Here is a 26620-nt window from a genome sequence, read left to right on the forward strand (position 1 = left end):
CCGAGGCCACCGAACGTACCCTGGTCTCGACCGGTACGCGACCGCCCGCCATGGAGCCTTAGTGCCCGCATCTCGTCTCCGGACAGCTGCCGTCGCCGTCTGCCTGGCCTTCGCGGCGGCGCCCCTGGGCGCCTGCGGAGACAAACCCCCCGCCGCGCCCGCGGCACCCGCGGCGGCCACCTCCGCCGCGGACGCCGGCGGCATGGACGCGCTGACCGCGGCCGCCCGGAAGGAGGGCGCGCTCAACACGATCGCGCTGCCGAGCGACTGGGCCAACTACGGTGCGCTGATCGACGGCTTCGAGAAGAAGTACGGGATCAAGGTCACGGTGGAGAACCCGGAGGGCAGCAGCCAGGACGAGATCAACGCCCTCAAGGAGCACCGGGGCCGGGGCCGCGCCCCCGACGTGATCGACGTGGGGAGCTCGTTCGCCCGGGCGGCGGCCGACCAGGGCCTGCTGGCTCCGTACAAGGTCGCGGAGTGGGACAGCATCCCCGGGGAACAGAAGGACCCGCGGGCCCGCTGGTACAACAACTACGGGGGCTACGTCTCGATCGGCTGCGACGCCAAGCGCGTCGAGACCTGCCCCTCGACCTTCGCCGATCTGCGCAAACCCGGGTACCGGGGCAAGGTGGCGCTCAACGGCGACCCGACCAAGTCCGGCTCGGCCTTCGCCGGCGTGTGGGCGGCGGCCCTGGCGAACGGGGGTTCCTTCGACGACATCCAGCCCGGTATCGACTTCTTCGCCGAGCTCAGCAAGAGCGGCAATTTCATCCCGGTCGAATCCACCCCGGCCACGATCGAGAACGGCCGGACCCCGATCAGCATCGACTGGGACTTCCTCAACCTCGGCTACGCCGACGAGTTCCGCAGGAAGGGCGCGGACGTCGACTGGCGGACCGCCATCCCCTTCGACGGCAGCTTCGCCGAGTACTACGCCAACGGGGTGAACAAGGACGCACCGCACCCCGCGGCGGCACGCCTGTGGCAGGAGTACCTCTTCAGCCCGGAGGGCCAGAACATCCGGCTCGGCGCCTACGCGCGCCCCGTGCTCATGGACGCCATGGAGAAGGACGGCACCCTCGACAAAGCCGCCGCGGAGAACCTGCCGACGGTCGAGGGAACGCCGACCTTCCCGACGGAGGCGCAGCGGGAGAAGGCGCGCGAGACCGTCAACCGCAACTGGGCGAAGGCCGTCTCGGGCTGAGGCGTCTCGGGCTGAGGCCTCGCGGCCGGGGCGGGCCGGGGCCGGCCCACTGGCCGAGATCGGCAAGCGTGAGGAGGACTCGGGCCGGGAACGGTCAGTCCCAGAGGTCGGGCCCGGTGTCGGCGACTGCCTTCCGGAGGGCTTCGAGGACCCCGCGCAGGGCGTCCAGGGTGGCGGGATCGGCGACCCGGCCGTTCTTGATCTTGGCGCTGGCCTGCGGGATGGGCAGGCTCTCCGGAATGACCCGGGCGCCCATCATGGCGAGGGTCTCGTGCAGCCAGGCCTGGGCACGGTCGCCGCCGGTCATGGACGGTGAGGCGGTCACCACCGCGAGCGGTTTGCCGACCAGTTGGCCTCCGCCGACCACCCACTCCAGGGCGTTCTTCAGGACGCCGGAGGTGCCGTGCGCGTACTCCGGGGAGGAGATCAGCACCGCGTCGGCCCCGGCCAGCACGGCACGGAACTCCAGGACCTCGACCGGCGGGCCGCTGCTCTCGCGGTCCTGGTCGAAGTAGGGCAGCAGGCCCAGGCCGGAGTAGACGGTCGTGGTGACGTCGAGGGACCGGCCCAGTTCCGCCACGGTGCGGACCACACCGGTGTTGAGCGAGGCACTGCGCAGACTGCCGGAAAACGCGACGAGGTTCATGTGCTCATCCTTATCAGGAAATCGGACCGGGGCGGGAACGAGGCGAGGCGCCGGGCCGCCGCGACGGCGGCCACGGTCTGTCTCGCCACCTCGCGGGCCCTTGCGGTGAGGTGGAAGGTGGTCCCCGTCATGGAGGTTGAGGCCGAGGTGGTGCTCGGTGCGGGCGGCCCGGGCCGTCAGCCGGCCGCGGCCGGCGAGCCGGTCGGCCCGGCCGCCGAACGCGGAGACCGGGACGCCGAGCGGGGGTTCGCCGGTCCGGGGCCGGCAGGGGTCCACCGCGATGCCCAGCCGGGCCATCGCCCGGCGCGCGCAGTGCCGGCCGGTCGCGAACTCGGCGACCCGGCGCGGCACCGCGCGGCGTACGACGGCACGCTCCTCGGGGGAACAGCCGGTGGTCCGGCGAATCGGCGTACGCCTCGCACACCGAGACGGAGGCCGGCAGGAGCCGCTCGATCACCGCGCCCCCGGTGTCCGCCGCGGCGGTCGGACGGTCCAGGTGTCGTTGCCGGCGAGGAGGCGGCCGAGGTCGCCCTTGCCGTTCTGCTCGATGGCCTGGTCGAGCTGGTCGGACATCTGGGTGTCGTAGACGGGCCGCTCGACGCTGCGGAAGACGCCGATGGGGGTCTGGTGCAGGGTGTCGGGGTCGGCGAGCCGGGAGAGGGCGAAGGCGGTGGTCGGGGACGCGCTTTGGGCGTCGTGGACCAGGATCCGCGCCTCGTTCTCGGGGGTGACCGCGACGACTTCGGGGTCGCCGGTGGCCGGGTCGCGGACGACGCCCTTGTGGCCTCCCCCAGAGCCTGCGGCCTGGGAGGTGCCCCCAGCGCCGAACCGGATGGGTTTGCCGTGTTCCAGGCGGATGACGGCTTCCAGGGCCTGGTCCTGGTCCTTGAGGACCTCGAAGGCGCCGTCGTTGAAGATGTTGCAGTTCTGGTAGATCTCCACCAGGGCGGTGCCGGGGTGGTCGGCGGTCTGCCGCAGGACCTCGGTGAGGTGCTTGCGGTCGGAGTCGACCGTGCGGGCCACGAAGGAGGCCTCCGCGCCCAGGGCCAGCGAGACCGGCCGGCGGGGGCGGCGGCGCGAGGCACCGGCTGCGACCCCGTAGCCGACGAGGACCGGTTCGCGCTGCCCCGTCGGGTCCGGCACCACGTCCGGGCCGCCGTCCGGCGGGGTGTCGTCCGGCGGGGCGTCGTCGGCCACGGCGATGATCACCGCACCGACCTCGGCCGTCCGGCCCTCCGCGACGCGCAGTTCGTGCACCACCCCGTCGAACGGGACCGGCAGCTCCACCACGGCCTTGGCCGTCTCGATCTCACACACCACCTGGCCGTCGGTGACCCGGTCTCCGGGCCGGACGTACCAGGTGAGGATCTCCGCCTCGGTGAGCCCCTCGCCCACGTCGGGCATCCTGAACTCGCGCAGGCGGATCGCAGTGTCGGTCATCGGGATTCCTTCGTGGATACGCCCACCTTTAGGTGGGGGAGGAAACGAGGCTCTTGCGGAGCAGGGCAGGGAAAGCCGGTTCGCCCCCTGGGCGGAACGGCGTTGTCAGTGAGGTTTTCTCAACGATCCGCAGGCCTGAGCGCTTCACACCGCCTTCGCGGAGATCCTTTCACTGAGGCAACCTCAGTGGGCTGCTCCGTCGGGGAGGTTGATCGTCTTGTACTCGAGGAAGGAGCTGAGCCCCTCGGGTCCCAACTCACGACCGATCCCGGACTCCTTGTAGCCGCCGAAGGGTGCGGCGAATTCGATCCGGTAGCCGTTGAGTGTCAGGCTTCCCGTGCGTACTCGGCGGGCGATCCGCATGGCGCGGTCCTGGTCGGGGCTCCAGACGCTTCCCGACAAGCCGTACTTCGAGTCGTTGGCGATACGGACGGCGTCGTTGTCGTCGTCGAACGGGATCACGACGAGTACGGGGCCGAAGATCTCCTCCTGGGCGATGCGCATGGAGCTGGAGACGTCGGCGAAGATCGTCGGCTCGACGTACCAGCCCTTCGGTTGGCTTGACGGCCGTCCGCCACCCACGGTGATCGTCGCACCCTCCTGTCGCCCACTGGCGATGTAGTCCTCCACCCGCTGCCGCTGGCGTTCCGCCACCAGCGGGCCGACCTCGGTGGCAGGATCACGCGGATCGCCCACCGTCAGCTCGGCGGCGGCCTGAGTGAGCGCGTCGACGACCTGACCGTATCGGCTGCGGTGAGCGAGGATCCGGGTCTGCGCCAGGCACTGCTGGCCGGACATCATGATCGCGAATGGCATGAGGTTTGGCACGACGCTATCGGGGTCGGCGTCGTCGAGGATGATGGCGGGGGACTTCCCGCCGCATTCGAGGGTGACCCGCTTGAACTGCTCGCCGCACAAAGCGGCGACCCGTCGTCCCGTGGCAGAGCTGCCGGTGAAACTGATCTTGTCCACCAGCGGGTGGCGGACCAGCGCCTCGCTGCTCGGCCGGTCGGCCGGCACGACGTTCAGGACGCCCGGAGGCAGCTGGGCTTCCACCGCGGCATCGGCAAGGTGGTACGCGTCGAGCGGCGTCTCGGGCGCGGGCTTGAGCACCACGGTGCAGCCGGCGACCAGCGCCGGGGCGAGGCTCACCATCGTGAGGATGAGCGGGACGTTCCACGGCACGATCTGCCCGACGACGCCCGTCGGTTCCCTGAGGATCCGTACCGGTCCGGTAAGGCCCGCGCGGTCCTCTTCGAACGGGAAGGTCGCGGCAAGCCCTCGGAAGTAGTCGAGGAGCATCACGGGAAGTGGTGCCTGGAGCTGATTGGAGAAGGTGATCGGCGAGCCCATCTCCTCGGTGATGAGCTGAGCGATCTGCGGGACGCGCGAGCGGAGATGGTCGGTGAAGGGCTCCAGCGCGTCGGCACGCTCCTGGGGCGACATGAGTGGCCACGGTCCGTCGTCGAAGGCGGCCCGGGCCGCGCGGACGGCCCGGTCCACGTCGGCGGGCGTCGAGGATGGGGCCGATCCGATTGGCTCCTCGGTGGCCGGAGAGATGATCTCGATCCGGTCGTCGGCCTCCGGCTCGACCATGTCGCCGCCGATGAAGAGGTGGTCCCGTACGAGGTCTGAGGCTTGGATGATCGCATGCGCGGACATCGCTGACCTCCCGATTTTCCGACGGGTACGGGCGTCACGGCCCTGGCCCGCATTTCGTGTCGGTTGAATGCCCAAGCAGTCCGGATCTCGGCGCCTACCCGACCCACTTCACCAGGCCTTGCCGGACGAAGACCCGCATCGGTGTCGCGCTCGTGGCCGGACGGCTTCACACTGGCTGCCCCACTCTCAGACGGCGAGCCCACACGTCCGCCGCCCCTATTAACCGTACGCTGATCGATGAACGGGGCCTGGCCTGCGCTCGCGATGTGCGACGGACAGTGAGACTCCATGCCTCTTCGTCATGGACGCCTCGTCCCGACAGTGGCAAGCACACGCGATCTGAAGAGGTCGTGTCCTCGGCAGTCTGTACGTGGCGAGCACTGAGGTTGCCTCAGCGGAATGATCTTCGAGAAGCTGTGTGAAGTACCCGGGCGGGTATGGATCGGGCAGGCGGGGACCTGGCGGTAGGAAGGCGTGAAGCCCCTGGTAGGACAGGTCTGCCAAGATCATGTCCGTAGCAACCAGAGGCCTCACGTTGGTCACCTACGCTGCCACGCTCGACGTCCCGCGCCACGTCGTCGAGTTCCTCGCCCGCCTGCTGGCCGCCCACCGGCGACGGATCGGCACCCCGAAGCGCTCCCGGGCGCTCGGCCCGTTTCGGCAGGCCGTGCTGGTACTGCGCTGGTTCCGCGAGCGAGGCTGCGTGCACTGCCTGGCCCGTGACGCCGGTGTCTCGCAGGCCACCGGTTACCGCTACCTGCACGAGGGCATCGACGTCCTCGCCGACCAGACCCCCGACCTGCACGACGTCCTGAACCGGTGCCAGCGCGAGGGTATGACACACGTGATCCTCGACGGCACACTGATCGAATCCGACCGCCTCGCCGGTGTCCGCGAGAACGGCAACGACCTGTGGTTCAGTCAGAAACACAAGGCGTTCGGCGGCAAAATCCAGTTCGTGTCCGCACCCGACGGCACCCCACGGTGGGTCTCCGACGTCGAGCCCGGCTCCACCCCCGACATCACCGCCGCCCGGATCCACGCCCTGCCCGCGCTCTACAAGGCGGCCGCCGATGGCCTGCCGACCCTCGCCGACAAGGGTTACATCGGCGCGGGCATCGGCATCCTGATCCCCGTCCGTCGCCCAAAGGGGAAGTCTGAACAGGCACTTCACGTCGACACCCGGTTGTTCAACACTCTGCTGCGGCACGTCCGCGCCCTGGGCGAGCGCACCGCTGCAGAACTCAAGCAGCGCTGGCGCACCCTGCAACACGTCACGCTCAGCCCCAGCCGGATCGGCGACATCGCCCGAGCCACCCTCGTCCTCAACGGAATCTGGAAGTGATCACCGCTGAGAAAACCTCAGTCTGTACGGGCCTTCTGTAGAAGGTCTTCATCTCGTCTGGACGCGCGCTGGCCGTCGGCTATGCGCCGGCGGGCAGCACCGCCGAGGCGCCGATGGCCAGGTCCCACAGGTCCTGCCGGGGCCGCCCGGTGGCCGCCCAGGCGTCCCGGACCCGGTGCAGGGGTTCCAGGGGCGCCTCCGCGGAGAGGAGGAAGGTCCCCCAGTGCATGGGCGCCATGATCCGGGCCCCCATGTCCTCGCAGGCCCGTACGGCCTCCTCCGGGGAGGTGTGGACGGGGGCGAGCATCCAGCGCGGCTCGTAGGCGCCGATGGGGAGGATGGCCAGATCGATGCCCGGGTAGCGGGCACCGATCTCGCCGAACCAGTGGCCGTATCCGGTGTCGCCGGCGAAGTGGACTCGGCGGCCGTCCGGCGCGCTCATCATCCAGCCGCCCCACAGGCTGCGGCAGGTGTCGGTCAGTCCGCGCCGGCTCCAGTGGTGGGAGGGCACGAAGTCGAAGCGGACCGGGCCGGCCGGTCCGGGCAGTTCCACTGCCTCCCACCAGTCGAGTTCGGTGACGTCGGTGAAGCCCCGGCGGCGGACCCAGGAGCCGAGCCCGGCCGGGACGAGGAGCAGGGTGTCCGGGGGCATCCGCTGCAGGGTGTCGCTGTCCAGGTGGTCGTAGTGGTTGTGGCTGATGACGACGGCGTCGACGTGCGGGAGGTCCCGCCAGGGAACCCCGACCGGGGTGATCCGGTCGGAGGTGCCGACGATCCGCCTGGACCAGACCGGGTCGGTCAGGACGGTCAGGCCTCCGATCCGGACGATGCAGCTGGCGTGCCCGGCCCAGGTGAGGGCGAGGTCGCCGGGCCCCGCTTCGGGCACCGGTCCGGGGTCCAGGGGCAGGTCGGCGATCTGGGAGAGGGCTTTGGCGGAGGGCCTCAGCCGCTGCCCGCGCAGGGCGAGGCGGACGAAGTCGCTCACGCCGGGCAGCGGGGAGGTGAGCCGGTCGGCGAAGGAGGCGGGCCAGCTCCGGATCTCGCCGAGCCGGCGCGGCGCGGACAGCGGCGGGCGGGCGTACGCGGTCATGGGAGGTCTCCGTTCGTCAGGGCGCAGGACGGCGGCCGGCCCCGGCCCAGGGCGCGGCAGCGGGGCTGCGCGGCGGAGGCGGGCGGGGCCGGTGGCGTTGGTGCGCTGGGGAGCGTCGTCGAAGTGGTGTCGGGCCGGGCGGACTTCGACGACACGGCCCAGGGGTTGTTCAGACGGTTGCGGCTCCACGGACGAGTGCGCCGCCGAGAACCGCGTCGATCATGTCCCGGATCTGCTCGTCGGGCAGCGGGCGGCCGTGTCCCAGGAACAGGCGCAGGATCACCACACCGCCCAGCATGTCGACGATGCCGGTCAGGTTGACGTCCTGGCGGACCAGGCCTTGCTCACGGCCGCCGGTGAGGACGGCCTCGACCGCGTCACGCCAGGGGCAGACCCAGGTGTCCATGTGGCTGGAGGGGAAGTTCGGGTCGCTGACGGCCTGTGCGGCGAGGTGCGGCAGCAGCCGTCCCTCGGGGGCGTTCAGCAGGCCGTCCCGGAGCCAGCAGGTCATGGCGAACAGGTCCTGGTGGAGGTCACCGGTGGCCTCCACGTCGAAGTCGGCCATCAGCGTGTCCAGCGCGCCGATGATCATTTCTTCCTTCGACCGCCACCGCCGGTAGACGGTGGCGCGACCCACTCCGGCCCGCCGGGCGACCTGGTCCATCGTCAGGCCATGGAACCCGGATTCGCCCAGCACGGTGACCGTGGCCTGGAGGATCGCGGTGTCCGCGTGGCGGCTGCGAGGCCGCCCCACGGGGCGGGTTGCGGTCTGTCGGCCTTCACGCGTCTCGTACATGTGTCCCGTCAGCCTCTCGGTATGCCCACCGTGGTAGACCAAGTACGTTCCGAATGACTCATCCTACGCGCTCGGCGGCGGGTGCGGAGGAGCCGGACGAACCGGCCCGGGTGTGGGCGGCGCCGTGGCCGGCGCTCCTGGCGGGCATCCAGGCGAAGACCACCGCGGCGAGGGCGAACAGCACCACCGCACCGCCGATGAGCGCCACGTCCATGCTGTCCACGTACGCCTGACGGGCGGCCTCGGCGAGCGCCTGGCCCTTGGGACCGGCCATGTCCGCGACGTGCAGGGCGGCGCCGACGGTGTCCTTGGCCGCGTCGGCGGCCTCCTCCGGCAGGCCCCCGACGGCCGGTTCCATGTCGTCGCGGTAGGCCGTGCCCAGGACGCTGCCGAGCACCGCCACTCCGATCACACCGCCGACCTGCCGGAAGGCGCTGGTGGCACCGGACGCTTCGCCCGACTTGTCGTCGGAGACGGTGGACAGGGCGGTGTGCATGGCGATGGCCAGGGTGAGCCCGATGCCCACGCCGAGCAGCAACTGGCAGACGGCGACGGCGGTCTCGCTGGAATCGACGTCGGTGGTGGAGAAGATCAGCAGTCCGGCGGCCATCATCAGCAGCCCTGCCGTCACCGGACCGCGCGGCCCCACGCGCGGGGCGAGCCGCTCCGCGGTGCCCGCGCCGACCATGACGGCGAGCACGACGGGAAGCATCCGCACACCGGTGCCCAGCGAGGAGTTCCCGAGGACGGCCTGCAGGTAGGGGCTGAGCATGAACAGGAATCCGGTCATCGCGAAGTGCACGAGCAGCAGGGCCACGACGGAGGCCCCGAAGTGCCGGTTGCCGAAGCTCCGCACGTCCAGCAGCGGGTGCGGCGTACTGCGCTCGCGCACCACGAAGAGGATCAGGAGCACCACGCCGATCGCCGAGCCGCCCAGGGTGTCGGTGCTCAGCCAGCCCTCCTCCGTGGCCCGGGTCAGGGCGAAGGTGAGCGCGCCGAGCCCGGCGACCGAGAGGACCGCGCCCTGCCAGTCGAACGCGTGCTCGCGGACCCCGCGGTGCTCCGGGAACAGCAGGAAGCCGGCCACCATGGCCACGGCCAGGATCGGGATGTTGATCAGGAAGACCGACCCCCACCAGAAGTGCTCCAGCAGCCAGCCGCCGGCCAGCGGCCCGATCGGCAGGCCCAGTGCGACCCCCGCCGACCAGATGGCCAGGGCCCGCGCACGCTCCTGAGGGGCGAACAGTACGGGCAGCATGGCCAGGGACACCGGCGTGACGATGGCCGCGCCCAGGCCCATCAGCGCCCGGCCGAGGATCAGTTCACCGGAGCTGTCGACCATCATCGCGTAGGCCGAGGCGATGCCGAAGACCGCCAGACCCACCAGCAGGAGGCGCTTGCGCCCGATACGGTCTGCGAGGACACCGAACGGCAGCATCAGGCTCGCGAACACCAGGGTGTAGGCGTTGTGGAACCACTGGAGATCGGAATTCGACGCGCCTAACGCGTCCACGAGTTCGGGCATGGCGACATAGAGGATGGTTGCGTCCAGGCCGTTGACCAGCACGCACATCACGAGAACGGCAAGTGCCCACCAGCGCTTCGGGCTACTCCAGACTGCGGATGCGGACATGGAGCCTCCCCCTTTCCAGAGTTTTGATACGAGACTGTTCCGTATCAAAGCACGGCCGTGCGGACCCGGCACCCCCTAACTCCGGGCTAGGGGCGGATTTCAGCCGTTCGGGTGATCACGGCGAGGGGACGGCGCGCGCCCCCAGGACGCCCGCGCGCGCCCACGGCACGGCATCCCGGCGCGCACCACCGCACGGCGAGCCCGGCCCCCGCGGAGCGAAGCCGGGCCGCCCTCCCCCACCCCTGCGGGAGAGGACGGATGACCGGTCCTCAGCCGGTGCGCAGGTTCCCGTAGCCGGGCGGCGGCGCGGCCGGGATCCTGCGCACCGCGCGCGGCAGGCGGGGATCCTGTTCCGCCTCCGCCATCTCCTCCGCGTACGCCCTGATCAGCTCGCGGAACCGGTAGCTGCCGGCGCCGCTCCGCTCCAACAGGCCGAGGTCGGCCAGCAGTTCCAGGTGGGTCATCACCTCGGAGCTCTGGACGCCGGGCACACCGCCGCTCTCCGGCAGTCCGATGGCCTCCAGACCGACGGCGCTCAGCAGCCGGAACAGCCTCGCGGTCTTCTCCGGCAGGCTGCGGTAGCTCGCCCGGAGCGCCGCCCGGACGCTCATGCCCTCGTCACCCGCCACGGCCAGCAGGTCCAGCCGGGTGGCCGGATCCTCGTACAGCGCGGCCAGCCGCTCCGGGGACGCGTAGGGGTCCTCCAGCAGTGCGGCCGCGGTGATGCGGATGCCCAGCGGGAGGTACCCGCACTGCTCGACGAGGCGGTGGATGGCCTCGCGGCTCCCCCGCACCGTCTCCCCGCCGAGCAGCCGCACGAGCAACTCCGCGGCCGTGTCCGGGTCCAGTGGCTTGAGGCTGATGCGATGAGCGCCGCAGCGGGCGACGAGGCCGCGCTGCGGCCGGCGGCCCGTGACGATCACACAGGTCGAGCCCTGCGGGATCAGTGTCCGGATCTGCGAACCTGGTTGAATGCCCCCTGGTCGCCGGCACCACGGTGCCGGCGCCACCGCCCACGGTCCCGTGCACGGGACCGGCGGTCTGACGGTGGTGTGTCGTACGAAACGGCCGGCACCGAGGTCGTCCGGATCCGGCCCCCGGCGGCTCACCCGCGTAGGGGAGGGTCCTCATCCAGAGGGACCGGTCCGGGATCGGGGATTCCTCCCGGGAGGCTGCGGGAGCTACCTGCTGACCGGCGCGCCTGACCTGTGTCGGGTGGTACTCGCATCACGCGGGTCGGTGCTCGCATCACGCATCCCCAGCTGGCTCGGATGTGGTGCTGAAGAATCCCTGTCGACGCGTGCGATTATCGCGCACATGACAGGCTATCTCCACCGGACGATCTCCCGAATCGTGCTCGTGTCGCCTGCCGACCCGCGTTCCCGCCCGGCCGCACCCGGAGCTACGACCGAGCACATACCAGAGGATCCGGCAGCCTGCGTGCGACCGGCGTAAAACGTGGACCTTGGCGGGATCGCTCCCCCGGCGCCGCCCACCGTCGGGCCGCCGGCCCTGCCCCGCCTCGCTCGCGGTCGGACACGGAGAACCGCCGCCGTCGCGTCGTCGACGCGACGGCGGCGGTTCTCCGGCAGGCCGTCAGGGAGTGGGCGCGCCGCCCCCGGGCCCTCGGTCGGCCGCTGCCGGCGCCATGCTGAGGTTCCAGAACTCGGCGTAGCGGCCGCCGCGGCTCAGCAGGGCCTCGTGGGTGCCTTCCTCCACGATCCGGCCGCCGTCGAGGAAGAGCACGTGGTCGGCGTGCCGGACGGTGTGGAGGCGGTGGGCTGCCGTGACCACGGTGCGGCCGGCCATGAGGCGTTCGATGCCCTCGTGGACGGCCGCTTCGTTCACCGGGTCCAGGGCCGAGGTGACCTCGTCGAGCAGCACGACGGGGGCGTTCTTCAACAGGGCGCGGGCGAGCGAGACCCGCTGGCGTTCGCCGCCCGAGAGCAGGGTGCCGCCTTCGCCGACGCGGGCCGCCCATCCGTCGGGCAGGCGCTCGGCGACCTCGTCCAGGCGGGCGGCGGAGGCCGCCGCGCGGACCTCGGCTTCGGTGGCGTCGGGCCGGCCCAGGCGTACGTTCTCCTCGATGGTGCCGTCGAAGAGGTAGACGTCCTGGGGAACGATGGAGATCTGCGCCATCAGCACCTCGGGGTCGATGTCGCGGACGTCCACGCCGCCCATCCGCACCGCGCCGGCGTCCACGTCGTGGAAGCGTGCGAGGAGTTGGAGCAGGGTGCTCTTGCCCGCACCCGAGGGTCCGACGACGGCCAGCCGCCGTCCCTGCGGGAGGGAGAGGGAGACTCCGTCGAGGACCGTGCGGCCGCCGCGGCGGAAGGTGACGCGGTCGAGTTCCAGGTCGTGGCGGTCGGGGCGGACCGGGCGGTCGGGCTCGGGCAGCGGGTCGGTGCGCAGGACCGCGTCGAGCTTGGCGAGGACGGCGCGGGCGGCGCGGAGCTTGCCGCTGATGTCGGTGAGGGAGAGCAGCGGGTCCGCGGAGCGGGCCGCCAGCACCAGGATGGTGAGGGTCTCCGCCGCACCGAGGGTCCCGTCGAGCGCGAGGTGGGCGGCCAGGAACAGCAGTGCGGTGAACACCGCCTGGACGGTGAGGGCGAGGCCGACGGCACCGGGGAGGTGCGAGAGGGTGGAGCGGCGAGAGGTGCGCTCGGCCTCCTTCAGTGCGTCGTCGAGCAGGGCGAAGCGTTCCGCCGTCCGGCCGCCGGCCCGCAGGACGGGCTGGGCCTGGAGGTATTCGATGACCCGTCCGGTGGCTTCCTCCTCGCGTACGGCGCGTTCGGCGTCGGCGGCGGAGGTGAGGCGTCCGGTCCAGATCTGCACGACCGCCACGGCAGGTACGGCGATCAGCGCGGCCAGCCCCATCCGCCAGTCGAGGAAGAGGATCACGGCGACGATGGTCAGGGGGGTCACCACGGCCGTGATGAACGGGGCCAGCAGATGGGCGATCACGCTCATCGCCTGGAGGACACCGCGGCCGGCCAGGACGGACAGCTCGCCGAGGCGGCGGGCGGTGTACCAGCCGATGGGCAGTCGGGCGAGGTGGTCACCGAGCCGGTGGTACATGCCGCGCAGCAGGTCGGTCCCGACGTGGAAGCCGGACAGGTCGGCGGTGTAGCGCAGGGCGGAGTGGAGCGCGATGGCGCCGCCGAAGGCGATCAGCCAGGGCCGTGCGTCGTCGGGGGTGCCCCCGAGCAGTTCCCGGAGGACGGGGACCAGCAGGGCGTAGGAGAGGCCCTCGGCGACGGCGGTCATCGTCACGAGGGCCACGGTGCGTCGTAACGGCCGGGCGTAGTCGCGTCCCAGGACGCTCAGCAGCGTACGGATCATCGGGACTCGTCTCCTCGCGGGATGCCGCTGTGCTGGATCCGGGACTCCATGAACGCGGCGAACCTGCCGCCCCGCGCGAGGAGTTCGGCGGGGGTGCCCTGTTCGGAGATCGTGCCGAGGTCCAGCATGACGACGGTGTCGGCGTCCGCGATCGTCTCCGGGCGGTGGGCGATGACCAGGGTGGTGCGGCCTTCTGCCCGGGCCGCCAGGGTCTGGCGTACGGCCCGTTCGGTCTGCGGGTCGGCGAAGGAGGTCGCCTCGTCGAGCACCAGGACGGGGGTGTCGGCGAGCAGGGCGCGGGCGAGCGAGATGCGCTGCGCCTCGCCGCCGGACAGACCGGTGTCGTCCCCGATCACGGTGTCGTAGCCGTGCGGGAGTTCGAGGATCCGGTCGTGGACGTGGGCGAGGCGGGCGGCGCGGACCACGTCCTCACGGCCGGCGTCCGGTACGGCCAGCGCGATGTTCTCGGCGACCGGGGCGCGCAGCAGGCGGACGTCCTGGAAGACGAAGGAGACCGTCCGGTGGAGCGCGTGGCTGCCGAGTTCGCGCAGGTCCACGCCTCCGAGGAGGACGGATCCGTGGGTCGGGTCGAAGAACCGCGGCAGCAGCCGGACGAGGGTGGACTTGCCGCTTCCCGAAGGTCCGGCGATCGCGGTGACGGTGCCCGGCTCCAGCACCAGGTCGATTCCGCGCAGGACCTCGTGGCCGGGTTCGTAGGAGAAGCGGACCTCGCGCAGTTCCACGCGGTGGCCGTGCGGTGCGACCGGGTGCGCGGGCTCGGGGAGGGAAGGGGACCGCGAGCACGTCGCGGATCCGGCGGACGGCGCGGCCGGCGGCCCGCATCTCGTCGAATCCGTGGCCGAGGGCCGCGACCGGGGCGGTCAGGCCCAGTCCGAGGAGGAGGAAGGGCAGCAGGTCGGCGGGGGCCAGGTCACCGCCGGTGATCCGGTACGTGCCGCCGATGAGGACGACCAGCAGCACGAAGGGCGGCGAGAGCACCAGCTGCATGGCGGCGGCGATCCCGGCGATGCCGTGGACCCACCGGTGGAACGTGGTGGCGAACTCGTCGGCGGAGGCGAGGAAGGCGCGGTGGGCGCGGCGGCCTCCGCCGAAGGCCTTGACCACCGCGATGCCCTGGACGAACTCGATCACGGAGCCCGTGATCCGGCCCATGGCCGCGTCGAACTCCTCCTGCTCGCGCGTCCGGGCCGGCGTCATCATCAGCGGCACCAGTGCCACGGCCGACGTCACCGGCACGAGCGTGATCAGGGTGAGCGGCCAGTCGACGGTGAGCAGGTAGACCAGCGAGGCCAGGGGGACGACGAAGGCGGAGACCAGCTCACCGGGGGTGTGGGCGATGAAGGGGTGCACCGTGCTGACGTCCTCCCCCACCACCTTGGTCAGTTCGCCGGTCCGGCGGTGGGACAACCAGCCGATCGGGACCCTGCCGAGCCGCTCGGCGAGCTGTCGGCGGAAGGCCAGCTGGACCCTTCCGTCGAGGACGTGCCCGAGGCCCGAGGACGCGGCCGTGAGGACGAGGCGGACGGACAGGCCGATCGCCCCCGCGGTCACGGCGAACCACACGTGGCCACGGTCCACCGGGCCCGGTCCGAGCAGCGTACGGCCGAGTTCCGCGACTGCGAGCAGCGGTGCCAGGCCCGCGAGCGTGCCGATGACCTGGAGGAGCACCACGGTCGTGAAGCTCCACGCGTGTGGGCGCAGCAGTCGCTCCAGGGCTCTCCCTTCCGCTGCGAAACCGGGGTCCGGTGACGGCGTGGACTGCTCCTCCGCCTCGGCGGGACAGATCGTGCTCATGGCCTCCCCTTAATTTCGAAACGCGTTCCGATATCACGGTAGCGCGGTCCGGGGCCATGAACCACCGTCCGGGCGCGGAGGGTGCGGGCGGGGGCGACGCGGGGTCAGAAGGGGTTCTGGAGTTCCTGTTCCGCCCAGATGACCTTGCCCTGGGGGGTGTAGCGGGTGCCCCAGCGCTCGCTGAGCTGGGCCACCAGGAAGAGGCCGCGGCCGCCCTCGTCGGTGGTGGCGGCGTAGCGCAGGTGCGGGGCGGTGTTGCTGCCGTCCCACACCTCGCAGGTCAGGGTGCGGTCGTGGAGGAGGCGGACGCGTACCGGTTCGCCGCCGTGCCGCAGGGCGTTGGTGACCAGCTCGCTCAGGATGAGTTCGGTGGCGAAGCCGAGTTCGGTCAGGCCCCACTCGTCGAGCTTCTTCGCCGCGGCGTTGCGTACGGTGCCGACCTCGCTCGGGTGGAACGGCACGTCCCACTCCGCGACCCGGTCCGGGCCCAGTGTCCGGGTCCGGGCGATGAGCAGGGCCACGTCGTCGGCCGGCCGGTGCGGCAGCAGCAGGTCGAGCACGGCGCGGCAGCTCTCGTGCGGGTCCCGGTCGGGGGCGCTCAGCGCGGCGCGCAGCCGTTCCAGTCCCTCGCCGATGTCCCGGGTGCGCTGCTCGACCAGCCCGTCCGTGTAGAGGACGAGCTGGCTGCCTTCCGTCAGGGTCATCTCCACGTTCTCGAACGGCATGCCGCCCAGCCCGAGCGGGGGCCCGGCCGGCAGCTCGAGGATCTCCGTGGCGCCGTCGGGAGCGACCAGCAGGGGCGGCAGGTGGCCCGCCCGCGCCATCGTGCAGAGCCGGGACACCGGGTCGTAGACGGCGTACAGGCAGGTCGCGCCGAGGACCCCGCCGGTCGCGTCGCTGCTGCCCTCGTCGCGGTCGTGGTCGATGCGCTGCACGAGGTCGTCCAGCCGGGCGAGGATCTCGTCGGGCGGCAGGTCCAGGGAGGAGAAGTTGTGCACCGCGGTGCGGAGCCGCCCCATGGTGGCCGCGGCGTGCAGGCCGTGCCCGACGACGTCCCCGACCACCAGGGCGACCCGGCTGCCGGGCAGCGGGATCACGTCGAACCAGTCGCCGCCCACCCCGGACTGCGCGGGGAGGTAGAAGTGGGCCATGTCCACGGCGCTCTGTTCGGGCAGGGCCCGGGGCAGCAGGCTGCGCTGGAGCGTCTCGGCCAGGGCGTGCTCGCGGGTGTAGCGGCGGGCGTTGTCCATGCTGACCGCGGCCCGGGCGACGAGTTCCACGGCCAGGGACAGGTCGTCCTCGTCGAAGGGCTCCGGCTTCTCGGACCGCCAGAAGTTGACCACGCCGAGGACGACCCCGCGGGCGGCGAGCGGTGCGGCGATCAGCGAATGGATGCCGTAGTCGACGATGGCCCGGGTCCGGGGCGGGTCCTGTGCGTGCCAGCCCGGCGCGTCCGACAGGTCGGTCACCAGTTCGGCCCGGCCGGTGCCGTAGCCGCGCGCCTGCGGGGTCGAGGGCAGGAAGTCGATCAGCCGGCCGAGGGGGTAGAACGGGGCGTCGGAGCGGACGCCGCTGACCGCGGTGCGCCGCATGTCGGCGCCCGGTCCCGGTTCGTCGCCCTTGAGCACCGGTTCGGCCAGGTCCACCGTGACGTAGTCGGCGAACTGGGGGACGGCGACGTCGGCGAGCTCCTCGGCCGTCCGGACCACGTCCAGGGTGGTTCCGATGTCGCCGCCCGCGTCGTACAGCAGTTTCAGGCGCCGGCGGGCCGCCTCCGCCCGGCTGGTCAGGACCTGCATCTCGGTGGAGTCACGGATGGTGACGGCACTGCCCTCGGCGCGGCCCCGGGTGTGGGTGGGCCGCTGGTTGACCACGAGCAGCCGGTCCCCGCTCTCCAGCACCTCGTCGGTGGCCGTACGGCCCGACAGCAGCAGCTCGGCCATCTTGCTGTCCAGGCCCGGTACGTCGCCGATCTTGCGCCCTTCGGCGTCCTCGGGCAGCCCGAGGAGGCGTTTGGCCTCGTCGTTCGCGAGCAGGAGCCGCCCGCCGCGGTCCGTGATGAGGACGCCCTCGCGGACGGAATGGAGCACCGAGTCGTGGTGCTCGTACATCCGGGTCATCTCCTGCGGACCGAGACCGCGGGTCTGCCGGCGCAGGCGTCTGCTGATCAGGGCGGTGCCGATGGTGGCCAGGGCCAGGCCGGTGGCGATGGCCAGGAGGATGACGGGCAGCTGGCGGTTGACGACCCCGGTCACGTTCTTCACCGTCATGCCCGCCGAGACCAGCGCCACGACCTCGCCGTCCTCCGAGCGGACCGGCACCACCGCCTGGATCTCCTTGCCCAGCGGGCCCTTGACGCTCTCGGTGTGGACCTTGCCCTGGAGGGAGGGCTCGATCGTGCCGACGAAGCGTTTTCCGATGCGGTCGGGCTGGGGATGGCTGTAGCGGATGCCGTTGGTGTCCATCACCACGATGAAGTCCACCCCGGCGGCCTTGCGCGTGCTCTCGGCCAACGGCTGCAGCACGGAGGACGGGTTCGTGGTCCGGAGCGCGTCCTGCAGGCCCAGGGAGTGGGCGAAGGTCTCGGCGACGGAGACCGACCGGTTGCGCGCCTCGCGGTCACTGTCGTGTCGCGACTGGAGGACGAGGGCCAGCAGGGCGCTGGCGGCGAGCAACACCACGATCGCCACCTGGAGGACGAAGACCTGTCCGGCGACGCTCCTGAACCTGTTGCCTAGAGGTGACCGCACCGGCATGCCCGGCACGGGTGGCGGGTAAGGGTCACGAACCCAGTTGTAGCACTTCCGGGCCGCCATGGCTCCCGTCCGGCGCGGGGGCGCGCCGGGGAGCCGTGGCGGTCGGCGGTGGAGCCGTGGCGCTCGCCGGTCCGGAGCTGTGACGGCTCCCCGATCCGGAGGCGGTCGGCGGTCCGGAGGCCGTCACCGGTCCGGAGTCGTCAGTGATCCGCAGCCGTCAGCGGTAGCGGGCGGCTTCCGCGGCGAAGGCGGAGGCGTGGGCGGGGACCGAGGCGAGCAGGGCGACCCACGAGCCGTCCGTGAACTCGATGTCCATGCGTCCCTTCTGGAGCACTCCCCTGGGGTTGGCGCGCAGGGCGGCCACGGCCTGCCGGGGCGCCTCCCACGCCTGGTCCATCACGGGGGTGAGCTGCCACAGCGGCGATACGTCGGCCAGGGCGAGCCAGCGCCGGTCGGTGACGGCGAGCAGGCCGCCCGTGGCCGAGCCGCGGGAGTTGGCGCGGCTGATCACGAAGTCTCCGGCCGCGCTCTGCCAGCCGCCCTCCATGCTCTTGCCGTGCATCAGGCGGGTACCGAGGTCGTCCACCGCGTCCGGCAGACGGTCGACCGCGTTCGCGGCGGCCGCCGGCCGCGACCGGCGGGGGTCGAGCAGCCGGGACTGGGTCAGCCGGCGCAGCGGCCTGGGCAGCTTCTCCTCGATGCGCCGGTGGAGTTCGGAGGGCTGGGGCGGGGCCAGTAGCGACTCGGGTGGGGTCGGCACCCCCGGACCCAGTTCGTAGGAGCACACCGCGATCAGCCGCTCCCCCATGTGCATGAACGGTCGTACGTATTCACGCTTCTCCGCGTCCGCGATCAACGGGAGTGCCCCCTCTTCCTGTCACCGGCCGTCCTGTCACTGGCCGTGGCGTGCTCTCGCTCGCTGGTGTCACGATCATTCTCCCTGACGCTCCGGCCTTCATGATCATCGGGGGTCGGGTGGCGCGACAGGATCCAGGATGTCGACATATCCACCTTCCCCTACGTTGGGAAGGTGCACCGGCGCACGATCGCCCTGGCCCTGTCGGCCTTCCTGTGCGCGACCGCCCCGGCGTGTACGGCCGGATCCCCCGCACCCGCGGCAGCACCGGCGGCACCCGCCCTCAACGCCCGGGTCGGCCCCGTGCCGGCCGACCGGCTCGGGGCGAGCCACCACCCCGGCTGCCCGGTCCCGCCCGGCCGGCTGAGGCTGATCCGGATGAACCACTGGGGCTTCGACGGGAAGATCCACCGCGGGGAGATGGTGGTCCACGAGGACGCGGTGCGGCCGGTACTGCACGCCTTCGAGAGCGCCTTCAAGGCCAGGTTCCCCATCCGCCGGATGCGGCCGATGGCGGCCTACGGGGGCGACGACCGGGCCGCGATGGCCGACGACAACACCTCCGCGTACAACTGCCGGCCCGTGACGGGCCGCCCCGGCCGCCGCTCGCAGCACTCGTACGGCGACGCCGTGGACGTCAACCCCCTCGAGAACCCGTACGTCGACGTGCACGGCACCGTCCACCCCCCTGGGGCGGCCGGGCACCTCGGGCGCCGGAAGGACGCACGGCCCGGCGTGATCCTGCCGGACGGCGCCGTGGCCGAGGCCTTCCGCGAGGCGGGCTGGGAATGGGGCGGCCGGTGGAGCCCGCCGGACTACCAGCACTTCTCGGAGAACGGGCGCTGAGCGGGGCACGGTCGCCGAGCGGGGAGCGGGCGGTGCGCGGGAATCGGGACCGTGAGAACACACACATTTTTGATCCATTTGGTCCGTTTTGCCGCATGCTGGGTGGCGCCGGAAGGACGCCGACACGCCGAGTGCACGGGAGAGACATGCGACGCGTACACCGCTTGAAGGGCAACTGGCGGATGGCTCTGCCCCTGGTGGGCGGGGCCGCCGTGCTCGGAGTGGGCGGCCTGTACGCCACCGGCCTGATCATGGGCGACGACACCGTCGCCGAGGGCACCTCGGTACGCGGCGTCGACATCGGCGGCCTGAGCCGCGCCGAGGCCGAGCAAGCCCTGAACCGGGGCCTCGGTGCCGCGGCCAGCGCGCCGATGAGCCTCCGCATCGGCGACCGGATCGAGCAGGTCTCCCCCGCCTCCTTCGGGCTGTCCTTCGACGCCGCCGCCACCGTGGAGCGGGCCGCCGAGCCCTCCGGCTCCGGACCGTTCTCCGTGATCGGCCGGGTCGTCGCCCCGAAGAAGGGCGGCGAGGTGGAGCCGGTGGTCCGGGTGGACCAGGCCGCGAGCGCGAGCGCGGTGAAGCGGCTGGCCGCCGCCGGGCAGCAGGCCCGCGACGGCGCCGTCACCTTCGAGAACGGCACCGCCCGCGCCACCACCCCCGTCACGGGCGTCGCCCTGCGCGCGGACCGTGCCGCGGACGCCGTCCGCGCCGCCTACCTGCGCCCGCAGGGCACCGCCGCCCCGGCCCCGGTCGAGCTGCCCGTGCAGCGGACCGCGCCGTCCGTAGGCGCGCAGGAGACCGAGCGGGCGATGCGCGAGTTCGCCGAACCGGCCATGTCCGCGCCGGTCACCCTCACCGTCGACGGGAAGTCCATATCCCTGACCCCGACGGTGCTCGGCAAGCACCTCAAGGTCGAGGCCGACGACGAGGGCCGGCTCGTGCCGGAACTGGACTCCAAGGCCCTGCTGGCCGACGGCGCGGTCGCGCGCCAGGTCTCCGCGGCCACCGCGGAGCCCCGCAACGCCACCTTCCGCGCCGACTCCGCGGACCGCGCCGTCGTCGCCACGGACTCCCGCACCGGGCTGCGGGTCGACGAAGGGGCCCTCGGGAACGCCGTGATGCCGCTGCTGACGCGCTCGGGCGCCGCCGCCCGCACCGGGCAACTGCCCGCCACCCGCATCCAGCCGCAGCTGACCGCCGCGGAGGCGCAGCGGCTCGGCATCAAGGAGAAGGTCTCCTCCTTCACCGTCCAGTTCCCCGCCGCGCCGTACCGGACCACCAACGTGGGGCGTGCGGTGGAGCTGATGAACGGCTCCCTGGTACTGCCGGGCGAGACCTGGAGCTTCAACGACACGGTCGGCGAGCGGACCAAGGAGAACGGCTTCGTCGACGGCATCATGATCAACGACGGGCAGTTCGTGAAGTCGCCCGGCGGCGGGGTCTCGGCCGTCGCGACCACCATGTACAACGCCGCGTTCTTCGCCGGCGTCAAGCCGGTCGAGCACGGGGCGCACTCGTTCTACATCGAGCGGTACCCCGAGGGACGGGAGGCGACCGTCGCCTGGGGGACGCTGGACCTGCGCTGGCGCAACGACTCCGGGCACGCGCTGTACGTCCAGGCGCAGTCCACGGACACCTCGGTGACCATCACCCTGCTGGGCACGAAGAAGTACGACGAGATCCGGGCGACCAAGGGGCCGCGGACGAACGTGGTACCGCCGGCGAAGCGCACGGGGACCGGGCCGACCTGCGAGGTCCAGACGCCGCTGGAGGGCTTCGACGTGGCCGTCGACCGGGTGTTCGTGCAGGGTGGCAAGGAGGTCCGGCGGGAGACCTACGAGACCCACTACACGCCGCGTGACGAGGTCACCTGCGAGCCTTCGGCCACAGCGTCCGGCACGCCGTCCCCGACCCCGTCCGGCACTCCCGCGTCCTCGGCCACGGTGGCCCCGGCCAGGGCCTGACGGGCCCCGTACCGAGGACCTCGGCCCGTTCCGGAGGGCCCAGCGGATCGACCGGGCCGCCGGATCAGCTGAGCTGGCGGTGGACCAGTTCGTGGAAGAGGCCCTCCGGGTCGGCCAGGAGGTCGGACGGGGGGCCCTGCTGGACGATCCGGCCGTCGGCCATGGCGATGACCCGGTCGGCGTCCATGATCGTGGACAGCCGGTGGGCGATCACGACTCGGGTGGCGCGCAGGGCGCGGGTGGCCTCGATGACCACCCGCTGGGCCTCGTTGTCCAGCGCGCTGGTGGCCTCGTCGAAGAAGAGCACGCGCGGCTTGCCGATGAGGGCACGGGCGATCATCAGGCGCTGGCGCTGGCCGCCGGAGACCGCGCCCCCGCCGTCCGACAGCATGGTGTGCAGGCCCATGGGCATGGCCTTGACGTCCTCGGCCAGGCCCGCCATCGCGACGGCTTCCCAGACCTCCTCCAGCGTGAACTCCCCGGCCCCGCGGACGCAGTCGAGGAGTGAACCGCGCAGCGGGCGGCCGTCCTGCAGGACCACGCCGCACTGGCGGCGCACGGCCGCCCGGTCCAGCGCCGCCAGGTCCTGGCCGTCGTAGAGCACGCTGCCGTCGGTGGGCGAGTCGAATCCGATGAGCAGCCGCAGCAGCGTGGACTTGCCGCAGCCGCTGGCACCGACGACGGCGACGAACTCCCCTGCCCCGACCCGCAGGTTCACGTCGTCGAGCACCAGCGGGCCGTCGTCGGTGTAGCGGTACGACAGCTGCCTGGCCTCCAGTTCACCGCTCAGCACGCCCGGCGGGGTGCTGGATCCGCGGACTTCGGGGTCTGCCCGCAGCAGCGGCCGGACCTGCTCGTAGAGGGGCAGTACGGCGGCGGCCGAGAGGAGTGCGCCGGTCAGCTGGGTGACCGAGGACAGCACCATGGTCACCGCGGTACCGAAGGTGAGGAACCCGCCCGCGGACATGGTGCCCCGGGCCGGGCCGGCCAGCAGCATGAACATCACCAGTGTGCACAGCGGCAGGTGGACGGCGCCGAGCACGGTGGCCAGGATCTGGATCCGGCCGGCGCGCTGCTGGAGCTCCCTGCTCCGGGCGAACTCCCGTGCCCACGCGGCGTAGGCGAAGCTCTCGGCCGCGGCGACGCGCAGTTTGGGCAGTCCGCGCAGGGTCTGGAAGGCCCGGTTGCCCAGCTCGTTGCCGAGGGCGATCAGCCGGCGCTGGTAGCGCAGCTGCCACAACCCGAGGCCGAGCAGCACCGCGGCGATGACGAGCAGCATGCCGACGGCCGCCAGCGCCAGCGGCACGCTGTAGAGGAACAGCAGGACGAGGTTGACGGTGCCGACCGTGCCCGCCTGCAGGCACACCGGCCCGATGCCGGACAGCACCCGGCGGATGGCGCTGATGCCCATGGCGGCGCCGGCCAATTCGCCGGTGGAGCGGCCCGCGAAGAAGGTCACCGGCAGCCGCAGCAGGCGGTCCCACACCGCGGGCTGCAGGGTGGCCTCGATCCGGCCCTCCATGCGCAGCAGCGAGACGTTCTGCATCAGCGTGAAGGCGGCCGACACGACGGCGGCGGCGACGAGCGCCAGCGTGGTCTGCACGATGAGGCCGGTTTCGCCGGCCGGGACGTACCGGCCGAGCACGGTGCCGGTGGCCACCGGCACCAGGGCGCCCAGCAGCACCGCGGCCGGCCCGCCGAGCAGCAGGCCGCGCAGTTCCGCCCGGGTGCCGTGGAGGCTGTGGCGCAGCAGGGCCAGGGGCCTGGGCCTGCCTTCGGGCAGCGGGCGGTAGAACATGACGGCGCGCGGTTCGTACGCGTCGGCCGTGGCGGCGCGGATCGGCTCGGGGCGGCCGGCGGGGTCGACGGCCCGGTACCGGCCGCGCCGCCACAGCAGGGCCACGGGTGTGCCGTCCGTCCGCGCGCCCACCAGGGGGCCGCTGTTCTCCCGCCACCAGCGCCCGGTCAGCCGGACGGGGCGGGTGCGGACGCGGGAGGCGAGCGCGATGCGTTCGACGGGGTCCGTGCCGTCGGCCGCGGTGACCGCTCCGTTCGGTCGGGTCAGGGTGATGCGGGCCTCGTCGGCGACCAGTCGGCACACGGCGAGGACCGCGTCGGCGCCGGTGTCCTGCCGGGGCGTCCGGCGGGTGCGGCCGATGGCGGAGAGCAGGGTCCGGTCCGCCTCGGCGTGGGCCGCCCGGCCGGCCTCGATACCGGCCGCCGTACGGTCCTCGTGGGCGCGCTCCAGCCCTTCGATCCAGTCGTCCAGGGCGTACAGCAGCCGGTACTGCTGGTCGACCATGCCCTGCCAGACCTCCGGGTCCAGGAGGAGGGTCCCGGTGGCCTCGGCCTCGCAGGCGGCGCCGTACCGGACGCCGCCCGGGGTGATCCGCATCCACAGGACCTCGTCGTCGGCGGGGTCGCCCGGGCCGGGCAGGCCGGTGCCGGGCGTGGCCGGGCCGCCGAGCGGTGCCTGGTAGAGCACGCGCAGGCCGCGGCCGATGCCGAGGGCGAAGGCGTGCTCCAGCGGGCTGGGGGCGCCGCCGCCGACCGGGCCGGCCCACTGGCCCTCGTACCACTGGCCCTGGTGCCACTGGCCCTCGTACTGCCGGCCCTCGTACCACTGGCCCTCGTACCACTGGCCCTCGTACCACTGGCCTTCGTGCCACTGGCCTTCGTGCCACTGGCCTTCGTGCCACTGGCCGCCCGGCTCCGGGCGTCGCAGTTCCCGCAGTTCGATGCGGCGCAGCAGGCATCCCGGGAGGGGCCGGCCGGCCAGGGTGTGTCCGGCGCCCTCGACCGGGCCCTGCAGCAGTGCGCCCGCTTCCAGCCGGCCCAGGAAGTGCCAGTGCCCGTCACGGTCGGCGTCGACGGCGAACAGGTCCAGGGCGCCCGCCACGACGAGCCAGAGGACGAGCGGGCCCTCCAGGCGCAGGCTGCGCAGGCCGGTGTGGTCCACGGGCGTGCCGAGTCCGCCCAGGGCGGCGACCACGGCGTCCGGGGCCGGGCCGCCCTGCCGCGCACCGGGCGTCGCGGCCGCGGCGGGGTACGGGGTGGTCAACTCAGCGCTCCTTGACGAGGTCGGCGTAGCGGCCCCGCGCGGCCAGGAGGTGTTCGTGCCGTCCCCGCTCCACGACCGTGCCGCGGTCGAGGACGAGGATCTCGTCGCTGTCGCGGACCGTGCTGAGCCGGTGGGCGATGAGCACGCAGGCGCAGCCGCGCCGCCTCAGGTTGTCGATGACGACCTGCTCGGTGGCGGCGTCCAGGGCGCTGGTCACCTCGTCGAGGACGAGCACGCTGGGCCCGCGCACCAGGGCCCGGGCGATCTCCAGCCGCTGGCGCTGACCGCCCGAGAAGTTCCGGCCGTCCTGCTCGACCCGGCTGTGGATGCCGCCGGGGCGCCGGGCGACCACCTCGTACACGGCGGCGTCCCGGAGCGCGGCGACGACGGCCTCGTCGGAGACGGAGGGGTCCCACAGGGCGACGTTGTCGCGGACGGTGCCCTCGAAGAGGAACACGTCCTGGTCGACGAAGGAGACGGAGGCGGCCAGTACGCCGCGGGGGATGTCGGCCGGCCGCATCCCGTCGATCCGGACGGTGCCCGCCCAGGGCGCGTAGAGCCCGGAGATCAGCCGGGACACGGTGGACTTGCCGCTGCCGGAGCCGCCGACGAGCGCGATCTGCCGCCCGGGGCCGACGGTGAGCGAGAAGTCCTTCAGCAGCGGTGCGTCGAGCGGGCCGTAGCCGAAGGTGATCCCGTCCAGTTCGACGTGGCCCTTGAGCCTGCGGGTGCTCGCGGGCGGCTCGCGGCGGGAGTGGACCGGGTCGACGGGGAAGCCCTCGACGTCCCGCAGGCGGGCCATGTCGGCGGCGAAGTCCTGGATCCGGCCGGCGATGCCGTTCAGACGGGTGAGGGGGGCGGTGAATCCGGTCACCAGGGCCTGGAAGGCGACGAGCAGACCGACGGACAGGTGCCCTTCGACGGCGCGCAGGCCGCCGATCATCAGGATCAGCGCGCTGTTGAGCGCGGCGAGGGTGGGGGCCACGACGGCCAGCCAGGCGCTGGGCACGCCGAGCCGCTGCTGCACGTCGAGGGTGACCGCGTGCTGTCCGGCCCACCGCCGGAAGAAGGCGTTCTCGCCGCCGGTGGCCTTCATGGTCTCGATGAGCTGGATACCGCTGTAGGAGGTGTCGGTCAGCCGGGCGTTCTCGGCGCGCAGCTTCTGGGTGCCGGTGGCGCGCAGGCGGACCACGATCCGCAGGGCGAGCAGGTTGAGCAGGGCGATGCCGATGCCGACGACGGTGAGCTGGGGGTCGTACGTCCACAGCAGCACGGCGTAGAGCGCGACCACGACGGCGTCCACGGCCGCGGCGGCCAGGTCGCGGGCGAGGGTCTCGGCGACGGTGTCGTTGGACTGGAGCCGCTGGACGAGGTCGGCCGGGCTGCGCTGGGAGTAGAAGGTGACCGGGAGCCGGAGCAGGTGCCGCAGGAAGCGGGCGCTGCCCAGGGTGGAGGCGATGACGCGCCCGTGCAGCAGGTTGGCCTGCTGGATCCAGGTCAGGGTCGCGGTGAGCAGCAGGGCGAGAGCCATGGACGCGAACAGCACGCCCAGCAGGGAGGTCCGCTCGCCGATCAGGAACGTGTCGATGTACGTGCGGCTCAGCGCGGGCACCGCCGCTCCGACGGCGACCAGCAGCAGACTGGCGAGGACGGCGGCGGCCATGGTGCCCGAGGTACCGCGCAGCCGGCCCGGTACGGCGCCCAGCACACCGGGCCGGCGGCCGGTGCGGCGGAAGGAGCCGCCCGGCTCGAAGGTCAGCACCACGCCGGTGAAGGCGGTGTCGAACTCTTCGAGCGGGACGAAGCGGCGGCCCTTGCCCGGGTCGTTGACGTACGCGCCGCGGCGGCCGAGGCGGCGGCCCATGCCGTCGTAGACGACGTAGTGGTTGAACTCCCAGAAGAGGATGGCCGGGCCGGGCACCTCGGCGAGCGCGGCCAGGTCCATCTGCATGCCCTTGGCCTGGAGGCCGTACCCGCGGGCGGCCTTGAGCAGGTTGCTCGCGCGGGAGCCGTCGCGGGAGACCCCGCAGGAGATGCGCAGCTCCTCCAGGGGGACGTGGCGGCCGTGGTGGCCGAGCACCATGGCCAGGGCGGCGGCGCCGCACTCCACCGCTTCCATCTGGAGCACGGTGGGGGTGCGGACGGGACGGGGGGTGCGGCC

At 72.4% G+C, this 26620-nt stretch carries 16 protein-coding genes and 3 pseudogenes; 4 read left to right on the forward strand and 15 right to left on the reverse strand.

The genetic code is table 11. The annotated features are described in order from the left end of the window. The first annotated feature begins 61 nt into the window (after window positions 1-61). Entirely contained in the window at window positions 62-1207 is a 1146-nt protein-coding gene (locus tag AC067U_RS00465; protein ID WP_478827388.1) for an ABC transporter substrate-binding protein, read from the forward strand. A 94-nt stretch (window positions 1208-1301) separates the two neighbouring features. On the opposite strand, the gene AC067U_RS00470 is transcribed toward AC067U_RS00465, so the two are convergent. From AC067U_RS00470 to AC067U_RS00485, 4 genes and pseudogenes are all read right to left on the reverse strand, one after another. Then, window positions 1302-1853, reverse strand: a complete 552-nt coding sequence (locus AC067U_RS00470) for an NADPH-dependent FMN reductase (RefSeq protein WP_478827389.1) — start codon at window positions 1851-1853, stop codon at window positions 1302-1304. A 255-nt stretch (window positions 1854-2108) separates the two neighbouring features. Further along, window positions 2109-2258, reverse strand: a pseudogene (locus AC067U_RS00475) (hypothetical protein); the annotation flags it as partial. A 48-nt stretch (window positions 2259-2306) separates the two neighbouring features. Next, window positions 2307-3254 (reverse strand): annotated as a pseudogene (locus AC067U_RS00480) (biotin/lipoyl-containing protein); the annotation flags it as partial. A 222-nt stretch (window positions 3255-3476) separates the two neighbouring features. Continuing rightward, on the reverse strand, window positions 3477-4889 hold the full coding sequence (locus AC067U_RS00485; RefSeq protein WP_478827390.1) for an aldehyde dehydrogenase: 1413 nt from the start codon (window positions 4887-4889) through the stop codon (window positions 3477-3479). A gap of 601 nt (window positions 4890-5490) precedes the next feature. Here AC067U_RS00485 and AC067U_RS00490 point away from each other — a divergent pair. Further along, window positions 5491-6300, forward strand: coding sequence for a transposase family protein (locus AC067U_RS00490; RefSeq protein ID WP_478828243.1), 810 nt, complete (start codon window positions 5491-5493; stop codon window positions 6298-6300). 79 nt (window positions 6301-6379) lie between these two features. On the opposite strand, the gene AC067U_RS00495 is transcribed toward AC067U_RS00490, so the two are convergent. The 9 genes and pseudogenes from AC067U_RS00495 to AC067U_RS00535 form a co-directional block, all read right to left on the reverse strand. Beyond that, entirely contained in the window at window positions 6380-7390 is a 1011-nt protein-coding gene (locus tag AC067U_RS00495) for an MBL fold metallo-hydrolase (protein WP_478827391.1), read from the reverse strand. 169 nt (window positions 7391-7559) lie between these two features. Next, entirely contained in the window at window positions 7560-8186 is a 627-nt protein-coding gene (locus AC067U_RS00500; protein WP_478827392.1) for a TetR/AcrR family transcriptional regulator, read from the reverse strand. A 58-nt stretch (window positions 8187-8244) separates the two neighbouring features. Then, on the reverse strand, window positions 8245-9819 hold the full coding sequence (locus AC067U_RS00505; RefSeq protein WP_478827393.1) for a DHA2 family efflux MFS transporter permease subunit: 1575 nt from the start codon (window positions 9817-9819) through the stop codon (window positions 8245-8247). Window positions 9820-10088: 269 nt separating this feature from the next. Further along, complete coding sequence (locus AC067U_RS00510; protein ID WP_478827394.1) at window positions 10089-10742, reverse strand: hypothetical protein; 654 nt, start codon at window positions 10740-10742, stop codon at window positions 10089-10091. Between the two features lie 673 nt (window positions 10743-11415). Further along, the gene (locus AC067U_RS00515) at window positions 11416-13161 is read right to left on the reverse strand and encodes an ABC transporter ATP-binding protein (RefSeq protein WP_478827395.1); all 1746 of its coding nucleotides are present in this window, start codon (window positions 13159-13161) and stop codon (window positions 11416-11418) included. Then, window positions 13158-13904, reverse strand: coding sequence for an ABC transporter ATP-binding protein (locus AC067U_RS00520; protein WP_478827396.1), 747 nt, complete (start codon window positions 13902-13904; stop codon window positions 13158-13160). The genes AC067U_RS00515 and AC067U_RS00520 overlap by 4 nt, the downstream gene beginning before the upstream one ends. Window positions 13905-14094: 190 nt before the next feature. Continuing rightward, window positions 14095-14976 (reverse strand): annotated as a pseudogene (locus AC067U_RS00525) (ABC transporter transmembrane domain-containing protein); the annotation flags it as partial. Window positions 14977-15080: 104 nt separating this feature from the next. Next, window positions 15081-17732, reverse strand: coding sequence for a SpoIIE family protein phosphatase (locus tag AC067U_RS00530; protein WP_478828244.1), 2652 nt, complete (start codon window positions 17730-17732; stop codon window positions 15081-15083). A 217-nt stretch (window positions 17733-17949) separates the two neighbouring features. Further along, window positions 17950-18588 (reverse strand): hypothetical protein, encoded by a 639-nt coding sequence (locus AC067U_RS00535; RefSeq protein ID WP_478827397.1) that lies wholly within the window; start codon window positions 18586-18588, stop codon window positions 17950-17952. A 174-nt stretch (window positions 18589-18762) separates the two neighbouring features. Between AC067U_RS00535 and AC067U_RS00540 the strand changes: the two genes are divergently transcribed. Next, window positions 18763-19434 (forward strand): M15 family metallopeptidase, encoded by a 672-nt coding sequence (locus tag AC067U_RS00540; protein WP_478827398.1) that lies wholly within the window; start codon window positions 18763-18765, stop codon window positions 19432-19434. 146 nt (window positions 19435-19580) lie between these two features. Beyond that, complete coding sequence (locus tag AC067U_RS00545) at window positions 19581-21398, forward strand: VanW family protein (RefSeq protein WP_478827399.1); 1818 nt, start codon at window positions 19581-19583, stop codon at window positions 21396-21398. Window positions 21399-21462: 64 nt separating this feature from the next. Here AC067U_RS00545 and AC067U_RS00550 read toward each other — a convergent pair whose 3' ends face one another. Both AC067U_RS00550 and AC067U_RS00555 read right to left on the reverse strand, forming a co-directional pair. Beyond that, entirely contained in the window at window positions 21463-24459 is a 2997-nt protein-coding gene (locus AC067U_RS00550) for an NHLP bacteriocin export ABC transporter permease/ATPase subunit (RefSeq protein ID WP_478827400.1), read from the reverse strand. Window position 24460: 1 nt separating this feature from the next. Beyond that, on the reverse strand, window positions 24461-26578 hold the full coding sequence (locus tag AC067U_RS00555) for an NHLP family bacteriocin export ABC transporter peptidase/permease/ATPase subunit (RefSeq protein WP_478828245.1): 2118 nt from the start codon (window positions 26576-26578) through the stop codon (window positions 24461-24463). Between the last annotated feature and the right edge of the window lie 42 nt (window positions 26579-26620).

It is taken from the genome of Streptomyces sp. NPDC043853 (assembly GCF_056436025.1).

Coding starts and splice junctions, on each gene's coding strand:
- AC067U_RS00470 (WP_478827389.1), bottom strand. CDS start 1,853: ATGAACCTCGTCGCGTTTTCCGGCAGTCTGCGCAGTGCCTCGCTCAAC.
- AC067U_RS00485 (WP_478827390.1), bottom strand. CDS start 4,889: ATGGTCGAGCCGGAGGCCGACGACCGGATCGAGATCATCTCTCCGGCC.
- AC067U_RS00495 (WP_478827391.1), bottom strand. CDS start 7,390: ATGACCGCGTACGCCCGCCCGCCGCTGTCCGCGCCGCGCCGGCTCGGC.
- AC067U_RS00500 (WP_478827392.1), bottom strand. CDS start 8,186: ATGTACGAGACGCGTGAAGGCCGACAGACCGCAACCCGCCCCGTGGGG.
- AC067U_RS00505 (WP_478827393.1), bottom strand. CDS start 9,819: ATGTCCGCATCCGCAGTCTGGAGTAGCCCGAAGCGCTGGTGGGCACTT.
- AC067U_RS00515 (WP_478827395.1), bottom strand. CDS start 13,161: ATGATCCGTACGCTGCTGAGCGTCCTGGGACGCGACTACGCCCGGCCG.
- AC067U_RS00530 (WP_478828244.1), bottom strand. CDS start 17,732: ATGCCGGTGCGGTCACCTCTAGGCAACAGGTTCAGGAGCGTCGCCGGA.
- AC067U_RS00545 (WP_478827399.1), top strand. CDS start 19,581: ATGCGACGCGTACACCGCTTGAAGGGCAACTGGCGGATGGCTCTGCCC.
- AC067U_RS00555 (WP_478828245.1), bottom strand. CDS start 26,578: ATGGAAGCGGTGGAGTGCGGCGCCGCCGCCCTGGCCATGGTGCTCGGC.